Below are 18,673 nucleotides of genomic sequence, written 5' to 3'. Positions count from 1 at the left end.
AATTTCCATAGGGTAACTCACTCTCGTTGCCAAAGAAAAAACACCTCCAGGTTACTTCCATATCTTACGACATGGTTGCATTCTCTTGAAGGTGTTTTGATTTGTCTCACGTTATGGGGTCAGTCCCTTTTCTGTCCAAAGGGGTTTTTTATGCTAGTGGTGATACCCTAAACCAAGTGATAATTGGGAAACGGTTCGTAATACTTTCTGCTGAAAATCATTCATATGAGGAAGCATACGTTCAGATGGACCGATTAGACTGATGGAAGCGATGGCTTGTCCGGTTGCATCAAAAATAGGGGCAGCAATAGCCGTTACACCAACATTGCGCAGATTAGAGCTAACTTCATAGCCGTTTCTCCTAATCGTCGTCAGACGCTGTTTCATTTCCTCAGAAGAAGTAAGGGATTGAGGTGTGTATGCTTTTAGCCCAGATGCAAGAACTTCATCAATAAAAGTCTCGGATTGATAAGCAAGCAAACACCGAGCACTACTTGTCGCATATAAAGGAAACCGCCGATAGGCATCAACGGTAAAGCGAATAGGATATTCAGAGTCGATTTTGTCCACGTAAATAGCATCTTTACCATCCATAATACAAAGACATACCAATTCTTTGGTCTGGCCTGCCAGTTCTACAAGATGGGTTTTTGTATATTCTACGGTATTGTGATCACGTAATACCTTTGAACCTAATTCAAGTAAGGTATAACCAAGCGCATATTGCTTGGTTTTTTGGTTTTGGCGAATAAAGCCCTCGCTCTCAAGTGTGGTTAGTAATTTATGTGCGGCGCTTTTGGATATTGCCAATTTTTTACTTATTTCTGTTACACCCAATTCTCTAGGAGAATCTAAAAAGAGTTGCATAAGATGACAGCTTTTTTTAACGGAAGATAAGAAGTTGTCCATCCGATTATTCCTTTCCTATGAAAAGTCATACACGATTGACTGATATTCCAAAAAATAGGGGAAAAGCCCTGATGTAACGGTATTGTATCATGGACACATAATTTTCACAAATAATTGATTTTTGAAAATATTAATGCTAAAATTCACATATCGTTCCTATATGGATAACAAAGTTCACTATAAGAGAACAATAAAAGAGAGTATGGGGTGCTTATGATGAAGAAACAAGCGTGGTCAGTTTTATCGGTTATTGCACTTTCGGCAGTATTGGTGGCAGGCTGTGGAAGCTCAGCACAACCAGCGGGAAGCAATGAGGCAAAATCTCAATTCGAAGACAAGCTCGTTATTGCTGGAAATGGCGCTACCGTAGAAAAATTGATGAAAGACGAGATTTTTAAAAAATTTAATGAAAAACATCCGAATGTAAAGCTCTCCTATGTATCAGGTGTTTCTACGGAAATTGTAGCCAAGATAAAGGCACAGAAAAACTCTCCACAAATAGACGTAGCCATCATAGAGGGCGGTGAGCAAGAAAAAGGCCGTACAGAAGGATTATGGCAACCGATTACAGCAACAGATATCCCCAATGCGGCTAACGTAGCTGATGACTTAAAAGTGTTAGAAAATTCAGGAGTTACGGTTAATTTCACACCTATGGGCATCTCCTATAATACTGACCTCATTAAGGAAAAGGGGTTACCTGTGCCAGAATCCTGGAATGATCTAGCTCGTCCTGAAATGAAAGGAAATTTGATTTTAACGGATATTACTAGCAACTTCGGGCGTAGTGCGTTAATCATGTTGGCGTATGCCAATGGTGGTTCGGAAAAAGAAATGGAGGAGGGCTTCAAAAAGCTAGAGATGATTGCCGGATATATGCCTACATTTGCAAAGTCTGCTGCACAGCTCCAACAGAATTTGCAAAGTAAGACCTCTGCCTACACAGCGTGGACAATGGCGCGGAGCATTACACAAAAAAAAGCAGGATTACCACTTGAATTCGTCTTTCCCAAAGAAGGGGCTAATATAGTACCAAACGTAGCGGTTATGGTTAAAGGGGTAAAGCATCCTGAGGTAGCTAAGGAATTTATGAATTTCTTACTAACAGATGAGGTGCAGAGCATGTATGCTTCAAAATTATATTACAATCCTGCTACCAAAGTGGACTTGCCGGGTGATGTAGCAAAACAGCTTGATTTTGATCGGACCAAAGTTGTGAACTTTGATTATGCCGTTTTAGGAAGTAAAACGGGAGAGTGGATTAATCATTTCAACAAGGAAATTGCGCCCAAAGTAGGAAAGTAGGTGTCCACATTGACAAGAGTGCCGGATGTAGAGTTGATAAATATTCAGAAAAGATTCCAAAATCAGATTATTGTTGATGACTTCCAGCTTCAAATTGAGCAAGGCGAGTTCATTTCCTTGCTAGGTCCTTCTGGTTGTGGCAAAACAACAACGTTAAATATGATTGCCGGTTTTTTAGATCCTGACCAGGGTGATTTGCTCATTAAAGGCAAGAGGATGAATGGAGTTCCCCCCTATAAGAGAGAATTGGGTATGGTATTTCAAACCTATTCCTTATTCCCGCACATGACGGTAGGGGAGAACATTGGCTATGGGTTAAAATTACGCAAAATATCTAAAGCGGAACAGAAGGAGCGAATCCAAAAGGTCCTAGAGCTGGTAAAGCTACCACATGTAGCAGATCGATACCCCAAGCAGCTTTCAGGTGGACAGCGTCAACGTATTGCCATTGCCAGAGCATTAGTTGTAGAGCCGTCATTGTTACTTCTTGACGAGCCATTAAGCAACCTAGATGCGAAATTACGTGAAGAATTACGTGATGAGTTGAAACGGCTACATCAGGAAATTGGAGTTACGACCATTTTTGTTACGCATGATCAGGAAGAAGCTTTATCCCTATCTGATCGAATAGTAGTCATGAATTATGGACGTGTAGAGCAAATCGGTCGACCTCACGAAATTTATCATCATCCAGCAACAGAATTTGTTCATACGTTTATTGGCAAGTCAAATCGAATACCTGGTCGTATTACCGCTATAAACGGTCAGATCATGACGATTAAAACAGATGGAGATTGGGAGATACAAGCTGTTGTGACTAACAAAAATCTACAGATAGATCAGCGAGTGATAGCCTATGTCCGTCCAGAGAAAATCAAACTATTTTCGTTACATGATCGATCAAGCGATAAATCCTCTATGGATAATAAAGTATACGGTCAACTGACGTTCTCCTCATTCCTTGGTGCCTATACGGAATGTAGGGTGCAGATTGGAGGAGCTCAGCTTGATGTACGCGTGCAAGAATCGAGTGTGCTTACAGAAATGAAGCAGGAAGCAACGATCATTTGTCAATGGGAAAAGGAAGATGTTTTTGTAATGGCGGAGAGGAGGGAGTAAAGATGTCAAAACGACTCGGCTATCTGTTATTACTTTTACCGGCCATGATTATTTTATTTGGTGTCTTTCTTATCCCTATGCTTTTCATTCTTCTTTTAAGTTTGGAAGGAGCAGAGGGGCAGTTTAGTTGGTCCAATTATCTCATGTTTTTTCAGGATACCTATTATCTAGAGATACTAGGACGAACAATCTCTCTAAGCTTATACACCGTTGCCTGCACATTACTACTAGCCTATCCTGTAGCGATGTTTATGGCCCGTACACAGGGAAAGCTGCGTGGGCTCGTCACGATGTTAATTTTGTGTCCACATCTTATAAGTGTTGTGATACGAAATTTCGGCTGGGTAGTCATTTTGGGAGATACAGGCTGGCTGAATACCATGCTACTAAAAGTAGGGATTATTGAAACGCCACTCCGCTTGTTATACAACGAATTAGGTATTGTTATAGGCTTAACGGATGCGTTTATTGCTTATATGGTATTGGCAATTGCGACTAGTCTATATACCATTGATGCTTCCTTGTATAAAGCGGCTTCTATCTTAGGAGCAACACGCCTTCAATCTTTTTTTCACATAACCTTACCTCTGAGCATGCCTGGTGTGATTGCCGGCATTACACTGGTTTTTAGTTTGTCGATGAGTGCCTATGTTACACCAGCCCTAATGGGAGGAACGTCGGTTAAGGTTATTCCTGTACTAGCCTTTGAACAAATCATGTCGACCCTTAACTGGCCATTAGGAGCAGCTCTCGCTATCTTATTGCTTTCAAGTACGGTTGTGCTGGTCACTTTGTTTAGTCGATTAGTAGAAACAAAACGGTATAAAGAGGTGTTTACATCATGAGACAAGGAAGATTTTCTTGGCTAGGTGTTATCACCGTTGCCATTTTGATTTTTGTAAATGCGCCTTTTTTGATTATTGTTCCAAGCTCATTTACTGCTGCCGGCTACCTATCGTTTCCCCCAGAAGGGTTTTCCTTGGATTGGTATAAGCAAATCCTTGATCGTCCTGAGTTTATAGAAGCCTTCTGGTTTAGCCTCCAGTTAGCAGCTATCACGGCCATCCTTTCGACCTTGATTGGAACAATGGCTGCCATCGCAATCTCTAAATATCAATTTAAGGGTAAAAATTTTATTAGTGGCTTGCTCTTATCACCTTTAACCGTGCCATCACTGATTATTGGTATCGCGGCGCTGTTGTTCTTTACCCGTCTTGGGCTTGGGGGAACATTCTTGGGCTTGCTACTAGCACACATATTAATTTCAATTCCTTATGTCGTACGACTTGTTTTGACGGGGTTAACTACCTTTGATTACACCTTAGAAAAGGCGGCATATATGCTAGGGGCAAGACCGGTGCATGTGTTTTGGGATATTACATTACCGATGTTGCGTCCCGCGATCTTGTCAGGCTTTATTTTTTCGTTCCTGACTTCCTTTGATAATGTGACAGTATCCTTATTCCTCGTTGCTCCAGATACAACAACGTTACCGCTCGCCATTTTTACCTACATGCAGGAATCACTTGATCCAATGGTGGCTTCTATATCATCGGTTGTGATTCTGATTAGTTTATTTTTTATCTTTTTATTGGAAAAGGTATATGGTTTAGATCGATTATTTGGACTAAACGCACAACAACATTAATGGAGATGTCATCTACCTATGGCCCTATATACTTATTTGCAAGAACAAATGCCTAGCTTTATGCAACACTTAGAGGAGAGTGTCAATATTGATTCTCCTTCTAAACATAAATCACAGAGCGAAAAAATGATTGCTTGGTATATAAAAGTCATGCATAAATTAACGGGTGGAAGGGTTCACCGTTATATGAACCCCACCTATGGCGACCAATTGCGCTGGGAGGTAGGGACAGGAAGGAAAAGAATCTTATTAGTCGGTCATTATGATACAGTATGGCCACTACAGGAGAGTATAAAGCGACCATTTCGTTGCCAGGATGGAAAGGCATACGGACCCGGAGTCTATGATATGAAAGCAGGGATTCTTCAAGCTATTTTTGCCATTCAAGCTCTGAATAGATTTGATCGCCTTCCAAAGGATAAAACGATTGTGCTTCTTCTTACAGGAGATGAGGAAATCGGTAGCCCGACTTCTCGATTGATTTTGGAAGAGGAGGCGAAAAAAGCAGAGGTAGCGTTCATATTAGAACCGCCGGTAGCTCCTCATGGGGCATTAAAGACGTGGCGCAAGGGTAGCTTGCAGTACACCATTCAGGTATCGGGGGTTTCGGCTCATGCTGGAGTTGATCACGATAAAGGAATTTCAGCTATTCAAGAAATAACCTATCATATTCAACATTTGCACTCGCTGACCAATTATGCAAATGGAACAACGGTTAATGTGGGGACAATTACAGGCGGGGTAGGGCGAAATGTAGTAGCCGATTATGCTGAAGCCGAGGTAGATGTGCGAGTGCAATCTCAAGAAGAGGCGGAACGAATTCACCAGATCATGATGTCTTTACAGCCAGTTCTTCCTGGAACAAAGCTAGTTGTGAAGGGAGGTATCAACCGTCCGCCGATGGAAAAAACGGAGAAAAGCTATGCACTTTTTGCGTTAGCGAAGTATATTTGTGAACAGGAGTTCTCCTGCTCCTTAACAGAAGAGGGAACAGGTGGTGTTAGCGATGGTAACTTTGTCGCCGCTTGCGGGGTTCCCACGTTAGATGGATTAGGGGCAAGTGGCGATTATGCCCATTCCCCACGTGAGTTCATCTGGATAAAAGATATTCCAAAACGAACGACACTATTAGCTCGTTTGTTAGAAGAATGTTAAAAAGGATAGGATAAGACTCTCTTGATCCAAACCTAGGCCAGGATTGCTTTTATGGATAAATGGGTGGGGCAGGTTAGAGAGTCTTTCCTTTACATGTTACGATGCAAGGTCAAAAATGTATGCGTTATGTTACATATGTAAGATAATTCTGTCAGCTGAACATAAAAAAATATAAAATAAATAAATTATAATAATGAAAGACAAAGAATGGGATATTTCAAACAAGAGACAAAATGAAAGCGTTATCATCGCTTTATTACCAAGACTATTTTGATTTAAAACGAAAAGTTTATGAAAATTGACCGGCTCGTTCAGTTTGCAGCATACATTTGTAGGAAATTCATGCTAGTTCTATTCACTTTGTTTATAATATTTTATGTTTGTAGGGGCTGTAATTCGTTGACACCGTAATAAATTCGTAATATTTTTATATGTAACAGACAGTTTGTTTCGTTATTTTGCGAAATTCGTAATGAAATGGAAAAGTACGAAAGTGAATTCGTAGAGTAGATGAGATCAAACAGAAATAAGAGTAAAATGGAGTGGTAAGATTGAGGAAAATCGACCATGTGGATAGGCAAATCTTGCAGATCCTCCAAGAAGATGGCCGAACTCCTTATACAGAGATTGCTCACCAATTAAAAGTGAGTGAAGGCACGATTCGCTCGAGGATATCTCGTCTATTGCATGATGGAGTTTTTCAATTCGTCATTCGCACCGATCCGGAAAAGCTAGGGCTTAATGTGTTGGCGTTTATCGGTCTAACCACGAAATTGGGCAAACAGAAACAAGTAGCTGCGGAGTTAACGGAACTACCTCAGGTTACATTTGTGGGGGCTTTTAGTGGTAAGCACGATTTAATCATACAAGCCTGTTTTTACAGTAATGACGAGCTGATTATCTTCGTTAATGAGCAACTCTCGCGAATCGATGGCATACTCGCTGCCGATGTCTCTTTGGAGCTAAAGCAGTATAAAGAATCTTTTTCGTATGTACGTGAAGAGGATATTACGACATCAGAAGGGGGTTAAACAAGCCGGCTTTAGAACCGTATCTCCCGATGCTAGATTTTTCAGAAAAAACATACAATGAGAGCATTGTACTATGAATCATGCATCTATCAGGTATAGATAGGGCATGGTTTAGTGAACTATTTGCCCTCTGTTTTGATGTATGACCAACCTTCTGAATTGCACTGATTAGAAAGACATTATACAGTCTCTTGGATTTTATCTAGAATATTCAGAATGAATAACCTATTTGGTTTACTTTACCTAAGTAGTACAATAACGCATAAGATTTAGGGAAAGAAACAATTGGTTCATTTCATGTGAATAGATAACTAAGATTGGATAATAGCTTTCATGCAGACATGGACAGTGTATGCTCGAAAACTGTCGAATATTGTAAAATGTTTGCTTAAAAAATGATGATCGCTTGTACAGTAGCACAATCATATATTCACATATGGTCATCTAAGATGCACCAAGGTGGATTGTGTAGAGATAGTAGAAATCTTTTTAAGGGGGAATGAGGTTTGCTCCGTTACCTTGGTAAACGTATTATTTTTATGTTTGTTTCTTTGTTTTTAATTGTTACCGCGACTTTTTTCCTGATGCATTCAATTCCGGGTGGACCATTCACCGGTGAACGTAATGTACCACCAGAAATTCAAAAAGCGCTGGAAGCAAAGTACAATCTGGACCTACCGATTAGTCAGCAGTACCTGTTGTACTTGAAAGGGATTGCTACTTGGGATTTGGGTCCATCCTTTACTGAGAAATCATCAACGGTTAATGATATGATCAATCGTGGATTTCCTGTATCAGCACATTTAGGTCTACAGGCTTTATTAGTCGCTATTTTTGGCGGAATTTCCTTGGGTGTAATTGCAGCTCTCTATCATAATAAATGGCAGGATTATAGTGCCATGCTGATTGCTGTGCTTGGACTTTCGGTACCTAGCTTTATCCTTGCAAGTTTTTATCAATATTTCTTCTCGATTGAGCTTGGATGGTTCCCGATTGCAAAATGGGAAACTTGGAAGCATACTGTCTTACCAACATTCGCGTTGGCAGCAAGTCCGCTAGCCTTTATCGCGCGTCTGACTCGTTCTAATATGATTGAAATTATGGGACAAGATTATATTAAAACAGCTAAATCTAAAGGATTAAGTACTTTCGTTATCACAGTAAAACATGCGATCCGAAATGCACTTTTACCTGTTATTACTTACTTAGGACCTTTGTCTGCTAGCATTTTGACTGGGGCTTTCGTAGTTGAAAGAATTTTTGGTATTCCTGGTCTTGGTAGAGAATTTGTTATATCCATTACGAATCGTGATTATACGGTTATCATGGGTACAACCGTCTTCTATGCGATGATACTTGTAGTCATGGTTTTGATTGTGGATATTGCCTATACATTGATTGACCCACGCATTAAGCTTGGCGATGTTGGAAGGGAGTAGTGACAGAATGCAATTAACAGAAAAACACTTTGAGCCTGTCTCTGTAGATGCTAGTCAGGCTGAACAAATTAAGCGTCCAAGTTTATCCTTTTGGCAAGACGCATGGCGTCGTCTTAAACAAAATAAAGTAGCCATGGTTTCACTTATCTTTTTGGTAGCCCTAATTGTCTGTGCTATCGCTATGCCAATGATTAGTTCTAATGACTACTTCTCTACAGATTTAACTGGTAAAAACAAAAAGCCATCCATGGAACACTTTTTTGGAACGGATGATCTAGGACGTGATATGTTCGTTCGTATTTGGTACGGTGCACGTATCTCCCTTGAAGTAGGTTTTGCCGCTGCCTTTATTGATTTGATCGTTGGAGTACTTTGGGGTGGTATCGCAGGTTTCTATGGTGGTAAAGTGGACGAGGTTATGATGCGCATTGCTGATATCCTGTTTGCTATTCCTTATCTATTAGTAGTTATCTTACTTTTGGTTGTTTTAAAGCCTGGTGTTACGACTATTATTTTAGCCCTTACCATAACGGGCTGGATCGGGATGGCCAGGATTGTAAGGGGACAGATGCTACAGCTTAAGCAGCAGGAATATGTATTAGCTGCGAAATCGCTTGGTGCTGATAGCAAACGCATTATCTTTAAGCACTTGATTCCAAATGCTCTGGGTCCGATCATCGTAACGTTGAGTTTGTCGATTCCAAGTGCAATTTTTGCTGAAGCATTCTTATCCTTCCTTGGTCTAGGGGTTTCTGCACCAGTTGCTTCATGGGGAACCATGGCATCAGAGGGATTACCGGCTATGAAGTATTACCCATGGCGTTTAATGTTCCCAGCTATTTTTATCAGTTTAACCATTTTGGCCTTAAACCTGTTGGGTGACGGTATTCGAGATGCAGTAGACCCACGCTTACGTAAATAGGAGGGATTAGGATGGAACGAATTTTGGAAGTAAAAGATTTGCATGTTTCCTTCCACACCTATGCTGGTGAAGTGAAAGCTGTGCGTGGCGTAAACTTTCATGTAAATAAAGGGGAAGCAGTAGCAATTGTAGGTGAGTCCGGCTGTGGAAAGTCGGTAACAGCTCAATCTTTGATGAAGCTAATTCCGACGCCTCCGGGTGAATATAAGCAGGGCCAGATTCTGTTTAATGGTCAGGATATTATTAAAAAGACAAATAAAGAGATGGAATCTATTCGCGGTAAAGAAATCGGAATGATTTTCCAAGACCCGATGACTTCCCTTAATCCAACCATGACGATCGGTAATCAGATCATGGAGGGCTTAATTAAACATCAAAACATGAGCAAAGCCGCTGCTAAAGAGCGTGCTATTGAACTATTAAGCATTGTAGGTATTCCACAACCAGATCGTCGTGTGAACCAATACCCGCATGAATTTTCCGGTGGTATGCGCCAACGCGGCATGATCGCAATCTCTCTTTCATGTTCGCCAAAGCTGTTAATTGCCGACGAGCCAACAACAGCTCTTGATGTAACCATTCAAGCGCAAATTCTTGACTTGATGAAAGATTTGCAAAAGAAAATGGGAACTTCTATTATCATGATCACGCATGATTTGGGTGTAGTTGCTGAAATGTGCGATCGTGTAGTCGTTATGTATGCTGGTAAGGTTATTGAAGAGGGTACGGTAGACGAAGTATTCTACAATCCTCAGCATCCTTATACAAAAGGCTTGCTGCGCTCTGTACCACGACTCGATTTAAATCGTGATGAGCCGCTTACTCCAATCTTCGGTACTCCGCCGGATTTGTTAAAACCTCCAGTGGGATGTGGCTTTGCTGCACGCTGTGAGTGCACAATGAAGGTATGCATGGAATACGATCCAGAATTGACTACAATTAGCGACAGTCAACGCGCCGCCTGCTGGTTACAGCATCCGTTAGCACAAGCTCGCACAGGTTCGTAAGGGAGGAGGAGCACAGATGTCAAACAAAGCTATGTCAAACGATGATACATTGGTTGAGGTACGCAATTTAAAGAAATACTTTAAGATCGGTGAAAATACATTAAAGGCAGTCAATGACGTATCCTTTACGATCAAACGCGGTGAAACTCTAGGGATCGTAGGCGAGTCTGGCTGTGGGAAGTCTACTGCTGGTCGTACAATGCTTCGCTTATACGATCCAACTGAAGGACAAGTAATTTTTGAGGGTAAAGATTTGGCGAAATTAAGCCCTGCTGAAATGAAAGCAATGCGTCGTAACATCCAGATGATTTTCCAAGATCCATACGCTTCTCTTAACCCGCGTATGACAGTTGGCGATATTATCGGTGAAGCATTAGATATTCATGGTCTGGCTAGTGGTTCAAAACGTAAAGAACGCATCCAAGAATTGTTGTCGTTAGTAAGCTTGAATCCTGAACATATGAACCGTTTTCCACATGAGTTTTCTGGTGGTCAGCGTCAACGTATTGGGATTGCACGCGCTCTAGCTGTTGAACCGAAATTTATCGTGTGTGACGAACCGATTTCAGCATTGGATGTATCCGTTCAAGCTCAGGTTGTTAACCTATTGGAGCAATTGCAAGAAAAAATGGGCTTAACGTATATGTTTATCGCCCATGACTTGTCCATGGTAAAATACATTTCTGATCGAGTTGGCGTTATGTATTTAGGAAAAATGGTAGAGCTAGCAGATAGTGAAAAGCTGTATGAAAAACCGCTCCATCCGTATACACAAGCTTTATTATCTGCGATTCCGATTCCAGATCCTGAAATCGAGCGTACTCGTGAGCGTATCGTCCTGCAAGGCGATGTACCGAGTCCAATGAATCCACCAAGCGGTTGTCATTTCCGTACACGTTGCCCGAAAGCAATGCCGGAGTGTGCAGCGAAGGAGCCAGCTTGGAAAGAGATTGAATCAGGTCATTTCGTAGCTTGTCACTTGTTCAACTAAATTCGTTATTCTCTGCGAAAAACGAGTATAAAAGAAAACGGCGCCTTGCAGTACAGCAGGGCGCCGTTGTTCTTTTATCCGGTAAAGCATGGTATTTCCATTTATTTAAAAATATCCGAAAATTGCAGAGAATCTTATTTTGTAAAATGGTGTGGTAATCATTTGTAAAGTTATTATTTTGTGAAATTTTACAGTTTTTTAGTAATTAAGTCCCTCTGTTTATCCGATATAGATAATAAGTTTCATGTTTCTTTTATACATATGAATAATTTGTGGTACTATAGGCTCGATATGTGCCGGGTCTTTTAACATGTAAGGAGGATGATATAATGATCAAGGGAGTTAGGGGGTTAAAGGATAACTGGAGGCCCTCTTTAACAAACATAAGAAAAGTAAGACTTCATATGGGTAACTCCATAGCAACTAAAATGATTATCTGGGGAATCATCCTGGTTCTATTGATCTTTGGAACCTTAGAAACGATCGTATTGTCTTTCTCCAAAAATACGTTAATCAACATTACAACCAAACAATCTAAAATGTTGACAGAGCAATACACAGCCAGTGTTGATGATTGGATAAATTCAATTGGAACAAAAGTAAAAAGCTCTGCTTCAAAGAATGTAATGCGCACCAACATTGATACCCTCATAAAAGATGAATTTAAATTGTTGCGACAGAGTTTTCCGGAAATTAAAAAGATTCATCTAGTGAATGGAAATACAGGAATCGAAGAGTATTCATTAACTACTATGAATTTTACGAATTTTAATGATAAATTCTTTTTTAAAGAGGCAGTTTCTAAAAAACAAATGGTTATTTCGGGTGAAGATATTCAGCCTCATGTAGAAAAAAGCTATGGCTACATCGCAACACCAATTGGCCCATCTAATAGCGATACAAGCCGTATCCTGATCGTTGCCTTTTCTATGCAAAAATTGCTAGACAGCGTAGCAGGAGTTCAGTTCATGGAAAATGGCTACGGCTATGTATTAAACGAGAATGGTCTGGTCGTGGCTCATAAAAATGAGGAATACACGAACAATTTAGAGGTAGGTAGTAATCCGGCTTATAAAGAATTGATGCAAAAAGTAGTCGATCGCTCAAGTTCCAATGTTATTTACAATGATAATGGAATCGAATCATTCGCATCCATTGCTCCATTAAAAACGTTACCATGGAGCTTGGTATTAAGCACAAGCCTGTCGGAAGTCTACGGAGAAGTTAACAGCATGGGCTGGATTATCTTCTTAGTCAGTATTCCGGTCACTGTGCTGGCAGGTGTAGCTATTTGGTGGTATGCAAATGCGATGAAACGGCAATTATTATCTGTAACAACACAAATGCAGCGAGTTGGCAGTGGAGACTTCACGACAAAAATTGAGGTGCGGGGTAAAGACGAAATTGCTCAAGTCGGACAAGCACTTAACCAGATGGTGGGGGAACTGAAGGATTTAATCACCCGTGTACAAAGTCAAGCAGTTGTCCTAAATGTGGCATCTGGTGAGTTGCAGAAACATTCTGAAGCAAATACCGTGTCCTTGCATCAGATTTCAGGTACGTTAACTGGGATATCAGAACGCATATCCATGCAAAATCGAGAGGTGCAGAATACAGTTACTACTGTTTCGGAGATCTCCGAGGGGGTGGAGCAGGTTGCGATATCAGCAGAAGCTACCTCTCATGCTACATCGAAAACATTAGAACGGGCACAGGTCGGCATGAAGCAGGTTCAAGATGTAGTAGAGGTTGTTCGTGGTGTTACGAAAGAAATCGGACAAAATGCGAATCGGATGCATTCGTTACGTCAACGCTCAAATGAAATTGCAGAAATTGTTAAAATGATAACGGGAATCGCATCTCAAACCAATCTGCTTGCTTTAAATGCAGCTATAGAAGCAGCACGAGCGGGAGAAGCAGGTAAAGGATTCTCGGTTGTAGCAAGCGAGGTTCGCAAGTTAGCAGAGGAAAGCAGTAGCTTCTCGGAAAAAATTGCAGCAATCGCGGGATCGATTAACTATGAAGCAAAAGAGATGACGCAAAACATGGATGAGGTAGTAAAACAAGCGGATGCTGGACTTACATCCGTGGAAATGGTAGGCCAATCCTTTTCCCATATCTTACAGGAGATTCAGGCGGCTGCTGAACAGAGTGAATCTATGACTGCTATTTCAGAAGAGATGGCAGCCGGTAATCAAGTTGTTAGTAGCTCCATGCAAAACTTGTCACAAAGGTCTGGGGAGATTGATCAATCACTGATTGAAGCAGTTACTACTATCGAAGGGCAGTTAAAAGCGATTGCAGAGATAAATAAAAACGTCCAAAGTATGCAAGAATTATCAAATGATTTAGAAGCCCATGTGGCTAAATTCCAAGTATAAGTACAAGCTTGCCGTTCTCCTTAGCAGGGACGGCAAGCTTTTTTGTCAGTACAGTAAGCAACCTCTCGAATCTCTTTATTTTTTATTTCGATCAAAGTGTGAATATTTTCCTGAGAAAAGGAGAAGCTAGAAATACGAATGGAGGTACGAGATTGAAATGAAAAGATTACTTCATGTTTTTCTCTGTTTGGTTACTTGCATAACCATGCTTACTCCAGGGCTAGCTTATGCAGAAGAGTCAAAACCTAATATGGCTCCGCATGCAAAATCAGCGATCCTAATGGAGGCAGATTCCGGAACCATTCTGTTTGAAAAAAATGCGCATGAGAAACTACCGCCTGCAAGTATCACTAAGGTAATGACCTTGTTATTGATTTTTGAGGCGATGGAACGAGGAGAAGTAAAGCTAACCGACAAAGTTCGTACCAGCGAACGAGCTGCTTCCATGGGCGGATCTCAGATTTTCTTGCAGCCTGGTGAAGAGATGACAGTGGAGGATATGGTGAAAGGGATTGCTATTGCTTCTGGAAATGATGCTGCAGTTGCTATGGCTGAGCATATCGGAGGAACAGAAGAAGCGTTTATCAAGAAGATGAATGAACGAGCTGCCCAATTAGGTTTAAAAAATACACACTTTATTAACTGCAACGGATTACCCTCCCCAGATCATTACACAACTGCCTCTGACATTGCAATCATGTCGCGTGAGCTGTTAAAACATGAAATAATTACTAAATATACCGGCATCTATCAAGATTATCTACGAAAAGACAGTGCCAGCCCATTCTGGTTAGTTAACACGAATCGACTTGTTCGATTTTATGACGGAGTAGATGGCTTGAAGACGGGTTACACCTCGGAAGCCAAATTTTGTATTACAGCCACAGCAAAACGTAAAAATATGCGCGTAATTGCTGTTGTATTGGGTGAACCCGATACCAAGGTAAGAAATAAAGAAATTACTGGCATGTTTGATTATGCCTTTAATCATTATCAAGTACATCCCATATATAAAAAAGGGGATGTTATTCAACAGCTTTCTTTGGATAAGGGAGAAGAAACGAAGGTAAACGTTGTGACCGAACAGCCTGTTAGTCTTCTTTTGAAAAAGGGAGAAAATCCTAATGCATTTGTAAAAGAGATTACACTTGCTAGTGAGGCAAAAGCTCCGATTAAAAAGTCAAATGTAGTGGGCCATATTTTTATCAAAAAAAATGGTAAAGAAGTAGCCCGAATTGATTTGTATCCAGAGAAAACCGTTGAACGAGCCAATATGTGGGACATACTCAAAAGAACAACCCAGAAGGTAATGTTTACCTATCGCTGAAATTACGAAAAATGTCGAGAATGTCCACTTTTGTAGAGGCTTCTCGACTTTTTTGTTCTTTTGTCGGCTGGGAGGATTTGGTTTATTGAATAGAGAAAAAGAGAGACATCAACGGGAGAAGGAGTTGTTCCAAGTTATGAGCTTGCACATTGAAATGGAGACCTTACGTGAGGTCCTGTTGGTCCGCCTGCAAGGGGAGCTGGATCATCACACAGCGGAAACTTTGAGGAACCGTTTAGACACCGCTATCAAGGATGAGCAGATTCGTCATGTGGTCCTCGACTTGGAGGACTTGACCTTCATGGATAGCTCAGGAATCGGTGTGATTTTAGGGAGATACAAACAAATTACAGCTCGTTCTGGTGAGGTATTTGTCTGTTCCATTAATCCAACCATTTATCGCATTTTTGAAATGTCAGGTTTGTTTAAGGTATTAAAGTATAAAGAGCATGTATCAGATGCTTTGGACGTACTGGGGGTGGCATAACGATGAGAAATCACATGCAACTACAATTCTCTGCCCTCAGTCAAAACGAAGCATTTGCTCGCGTTGCAGTGGCATCTTTTATCTCGCAGCTCGATGTCACAATGGAAGAATTAGAGGAAATCAAAACTGTCGTATCAGAAGCAGTGACAAATGCGATTATCCATGCCTATGAGGAAAACCCGCTTGGAGTGGTTCATATTGAAGCTTCTTTAGAGGATGGAGTAGTTGAGCTTGTCATTGAGGATTATGGAAAAGGAATTGTTGATGTGGAAGAGGCGATGCAACCATTGTTTACTTCTAAGCCAGAGCTGGAACGCTCAGGAATGGGTTTTACGATTATGGAAAATTTCATGGATTCATTAGAAGTTGTTACGGCCATTGATCAGGGTACAAGGATTCGCTTAGTTAAACGTCTCGCTTATGCAAAAGCTTTACAAAGCTAGGGGTAATGCCATGGGAGCCGATATTAAAAACGCTAGTCAGCCGTTTCTTACTAACGAACAAGTAAAAGAGCTCATTGCTAAAAGCCAAACGGGAGATACGTCTGCACGTGACCAACTGGTAAGTAGTAATATTCGTTTAGTATGGTCTGTTGTCCAACGTTTTATGAACCGTGGCTATGAAGCAGATGATTTGTTTCAAATTGGATGTATTGGATTATTAAAGGCAGTCGACAAATTCGATTTAAACTATGATGTCAAATTCTCAACGTATGCTGTTCCAATGATCATCGGAGAAATTCAACGCTTTCTGCGGGATGATGGTACGGTCAAAGTAAGCCGTTCGTTGAAGGAAACGGCAAACAAAGTGCGAAGAACGCGGGACGAATTGTATAAGAAATTCGGGCGTTCCCCTACCATCAGCGAAGTTGCAGAGACGTTGGGTTTGTCTAATGAGGATGTCGTATTCGCTCAGGAGGCTAGTCGAGCGCCATCATCGATTCATGAAACGGTTTTTGAAAATGATGGTGATCCGATCACCTTGATTGATCAAATAGCCGATGAAAGCTTAAGCAAATGGTTTGATCAGATTGCCTTGCGTGATGCCATAAGTAAGTTGACAGAACGGGAACAATTGATCGTTCTTCTTCGTTACTATAAAGATCAAACTCAATCTGAGGTAGCTGAGAGATTAGGAATCTCACAGGTACAGGTGTCGCGATTGGAAAAGAGGATACTTCAAACGATAAGAGACCAAATCGAGCAATAGCTCGAATGGTCTCTTTCTTTTTGCAGATACTACATAAAAACACCGCACTGCTTGCATTAGGCAGGAAGGAGGCAGTGAATATGGAGCAGATTTTATTTTTACGCTTACGTAAGCGACTGGTGATAAGACAGAAAGATGTTATTCTGCTCGGTGATATCTGTCAGCTTTATTTAGATGGGGAGCGCGAGGAGAAATTACGTCGTATTCCGCTCTATCAAGTAAAAAAAGAGGATGGGAATTTAATTATCATCGACATTATGCAGGTAATCCGTAAACTGCGTCAGATGTATCCAGAGATCCACCTTAAGGTACAGGGTTCGACTCAAATTATCGTTGAGGTAGAGAATCCCGCCAAACGTGCTAATTTTTTTCTTGTATCATTTGTTTGGCTTCTTCTGTTTATAGGATCTGGTTTAGCCCTAATGAACTTTCACGCTGATGTCAGCATGTTAGAGGTACAGCGACGTCTATATCAGCTAATCACGGGACAATATGAAAAACGTCCTCTACTACTCCAAATCCCTTACTCATTAGGAATCGGTCTTGGGATGGTTTTGTTTTTTAATCATATTTTTCGTAAACGATTCAACGAAGAGCCCAGTCCACTTGACGTTGAATTATTTTTATATCAACAGAACCTGGATCAATATTATTTAGAAAATGAGAACGAGGAAAATCAACGAGATAAGACATGATGCTGCTATATTTGTTTGTCATCGTAATGGGACTAGGCTGGGGTCTTGCTGTAGGAAGTGGTCTGGTCGCTTTTTTAAGCGTTCTAGATATCATTCCACGCCTTACACAGCTCTCTTCTTCTCATTCTTTTACTCGCAGCTATGAATGGGCCATCGTCTTAGGTGCGCTTTGGTTTACATGGTGTGATTACTTGGCGATTTCAGTGCAGCTCCCAGCAGTGCTAACCGCGGTGGTAGGAAGCTTCGCTGGTATATTCGTAGGAATGCTAGCGGCTGGTCTTACAGAGGTATTAAATGTGTTTCCTATTCTAACCAAGCGATTAGGGCTCCATGATTATATGAGAAATTTTTTGATGGCGATGGTGTTAGGGAAGATAGTAGGTTCTTTGCTGCAATGGACTTTCTCCTTATAAAGCCCATGAGAGGCTGGGAAGGAACCAGAAATAAGCCTGGTAAATCGAACCATTCATAGAATAGCACTGACATAGCAAAAATAAGCAGGAGGAATTAGACATTACAATGGCACTTCATAATGGAAATAAAGGGGACAAGTTAGATGGCAACAAAGCAAAAACAAAAACAGGGCTTTAAACTACAAATGAATAAGCAAGTCTATCAGGAGCAAGCTCAAAAATATGAGCCCAAACGAAATATTTTGCTAAACTGCTTTCGTGCTTTCTGGGTAGGTGGAGCAATTTGTTTGCTAGGGCAAATCATTCAGAATCTCTATATCGCTTTCATGCATCTGGACGCAGAAAAGGCTGCCGGACCAACCTCCATTACTCTTATTTTTATCTCTGTTTTATTAACTGGATTTGGTATTTATGACAATATCGGTCAATATGCCGGGGCTGGTTCAGCAGTTCCCATTACAGGTTTTGCTAATTCTATGTCATCTGCTGCCATTGAACATCGCAGTGAAGGCTATGTGCTTGGTGTAGCTGGCAACATGTTTAAACTGGCAGGTGCTGTTATCGTTTATGGAGTTACAGCAGCTTTTATTTTTGGAATGCTGCGAGTGATATTAAATATGTTCTACTAAAACGAG

The 18,673-nt window shown here is 40.9% G+C and carries 19 protein-coding genes; 18 read left to right on the top strand and 1 reads right to left on the bottom strand.

Annotation, left to right across the window (positions count from 1 at the left end; translation table 11 throughout):
- Window positions 1-153: 153 nt before the first annotated feature.
- Window positions 154-909: an IclR family transcriptional regulator gene (locus O0550_RS22520; protein ID WP_258427263.1), complete on the bottom strand. Its 756-nt coding sequence runs from the start codon at window positions 907-909 to the stop codon at window positions 154-156.
- A 216-nt stretch (window positions 910-1,125) separates the two neighbouring features.
- Here O0550_RS22520 and O0550_RS22515 point away from each other — a divergent pair, with 216 nt between their 5' ends.
- The 18 genes from O0550_RS22515 to spoVAC all read left to right on the top strand — a co-directional run bounded on the left by O0550_RS22515 (window position 1,126) and on the right by spoVAC (window position 18,667).
- On the top strand, window positions 1,126-2,214 hold the full coding sequence (locus O0550_RS22515) for an ABC transporter substrate-binding protein (protein ID WP_258427262.1): 1,089 nt from the start codon (window positions 1,126-1,128) through the stop codon (window positions 2,212-2,214).
- Between the two features lie 9 nt (window positions 2,215-2,223).
- Window positions 2,224-3,333: an ABC transporter ATP-binding protein gene (locus O0550_RS22510; protein WP_031308891.1), complete on the top strand. Its 1,110-nt coding sequence runs from the start codon at window positions 2,224-2,226 to the stop codon at window positions 3,331-3,333.
- Window positions 3,334-3,335: 2 nt separating this feature from the next.
- On the top strand, window positions 3,336-4,178 hold the full coding sequence (locus tag O0550_RS22505) for an ABC transporter permease (RefSeq protein WP_258427261.1): 843 nt from the start codon (window positions 3,336-3,338) through the stop codon (window positions 4,176-4,178).
- Entirely contained in the window at window positions 4,175-4,981 is an 807-nt protein-coding gene (locus O0550_RS22500; RefSeq protein WP_003344711.1) for an ABC transporter permease, read from the top strand. Before O0550_RS22505 ends, O0550_RS22500 begins: the two co-directional genes overlap by 4 nt.
- An 18-nt stretch (window positions 4,982-4,999) precedes the next feature.
- Window positions 5,000-6,136 carry a M20 family metallopeptidase gene (locus tag O0550_RS22495; RefSeq protein WP_258427260.1) on the top strand — a complete coding sequence of 379 codons (1,137 nt, stop codon included), beginning with the start codon at window positions 5,000-5,002 and terminating at the stop codon, window positions 6,134-6,136.
- Window positions 6,137-6,687: 551 nt separating this feature from the next.
- Window positions 6,688-7,167 (top strand): Lrp/AsnC family transcriptional regulator, encoded by a 480-nt coding sequence (locus O0550_RS22490; RefSeq protein WP_003337808.1) that lies wholly within the window; start codon window positions 6,688-6,690, stop codon window positions 7,165-7,167.
- A gap of 506 nt (window positions 7,168-7,673) precedes the next feature.
- The gene (locus tag O0550_RS22485) at window positions 7,674-8,606 is read left to right on the top strand and encodes an ABC transporter permease (protein ID WP_003337807.1); all 933 of its coding nucleotides are present in this window, start codon (window positions 7,674-7,676) and stop codon (window positions 8,604-8,606) included.
- Window positions 8,607-8,613: 7 nt separating this feature from the next.
- Complete coding sequence (locus O0550_RS22480; protein WP_003337806.1) at window positions 8,614-9,528, top strand: ABC transporter permease; 915 nt, start codon at window positions 8,614-8,616, stop codon at window positions 9,526-9,528.
- A gap of 11 nt (window positions 9,529-9,539) precedes the next feature.
- The gene (locus O0550_RS22475) at window positions 9,540-10,535 is read left to right on the top strand and encodes an ABC transporter ATP-binding protein (protein WP_003337805.1); all 996 of its coding nucleotides are present in this window, start codon (window positions 9,540-9,542) and stop codon (window positions 10,533-10,535) included.
- A 31-nt stretch (window positions 10,536-10,566) separates the two neighbouring features.
- Complete coding sequence (locus O0550_RS22470; protein ID WP_031308890.1) at window positions 10,567-11,526, top strand: ABC transporter ATP-binding protein; 960 nt, start codon at window positions 10,567-10,569, stop codon at window positions 11,524-11,526.
- A 329-nt stretch (window positions 11,527-11,855) separates the two neighbouring features.
- Complete coding sequence (locus tag O0550_RS22465; RefSeq protein WP_258427259.1) at window positions 11,856-13,907, top strand: methyl-accepting chemotaxis protein; 2,052 nt, start codon at window positions 11,856-11,858, stop codon at window positions 13,905-13,907.
- A 157-nt stretch (window positions 13,908-14,064) separates the two neighbouring features.
- Window positions 14,065-15,234, top strand: coding sequence for a D-alanyl-D-alanine carboxypeptidase family protein (locus tag O0550_RS22460; protein WP_035319029.1), 1,170 nt, complete (start codon window positions 14,065-14,067; stop codon window positions 15,232-15,234).
- 136 nt (window positions 15,235-15,370) lie between these two features.
- Window positions 15,371-15,721, top strand: coding sequence for an anti-sigma F factor antagonist (gene spoIIAA / locus O0550_RS22455; RefSeq protein WP_003337801.1), 351 nt, complete (start codon window positions 15,371-15,373; stop codon window positions 15,719-15,721).
- Between the two features lie 2 nt (window positions 15,722-15,723).
- The gene (gene spoIIAB / locus O0550_RS22450; RefSeq protein WP_035319027.1) at window positions 15,724-16,164 is read left to right on the top strand and encodes an anti-sigma F factor; all 441 of its coding nucleotides are present in this window, start codon (window positions 15,724-15,726) and stop codon (window positions 16,162-16,164) included.
- 10 nt (window positions 16,165-16,174) lie between these two features.
- Complete coding sequence (gene sigF / locus O0550_RS22445; protein WP_003337799.1) at window positions 16,175-16,930, top strand: RNA polymerase sporulation sigma factor SigF; 756 nt, start codon at window positions 16,175-16,177, stop codon at window positions 16,928-16,930.
- Window positions 16,931-17,010: 80 nt separating this feature from the next.
- Window positions 17,011-17,625, top strand: coding sequence for a stage V sporulation protein AA (locus tag O0550_RS22440; RefSeq protein ID WP_003337798.1), 615 nt, complete (start codon window positions 17,011-17,013; stop codon window positions 17,623-17,625).
- Window positions 17,622-18,038: a stage V sporulation protein AB gene (locus tag O0550_RS22435; RefSeq protein ID WP_003337796.1), complete on the top strand. Its 417-nt coding sequence runs from the start codon at window positions 17,622-17,624 to the stop codon at window positions 18,036-18,038. The genes O0550_RS22440 and O0550_RS22435 overlap by 4 nt, the downstream gene beginning before the upstream one ends.
- A gap of 143 nt (window positions 18,039-18,181) precedes the next feature.
- Window positions 18,182-18,667 carry a stage V sporulation protein AC gene (spoVAC, locus tag O0550_RS22430; RefSeq protein WP_003337795.1) on the top strand — a complete coding sequence of 162 codons (486 nt, stop codon included), beginning with the start codon at window positions 18,182-18,184 and terminating at the stop codon, window positions 18,665-18,667.
- The last annotated feature ends 6 nt before the right edge of the window (window positions 18,668-18,673 follow it).

The sequence above is a fragment of the Brevibacillus halotolerans genome, from assembly GCF_026891775.1.
GTDB classification, from domain to species: Bacteria; Bacillota; Bacilli; order Brevibacillales; family Brevibacillaceae; genus Brevibacillus_B; species Brevibacillus_B halotolerans.
The sequence above is the reverse complement of the archived record's forward strand: the minus strand, read 5'-3'. Positions and strand labels throughout refer to the sequence as shown.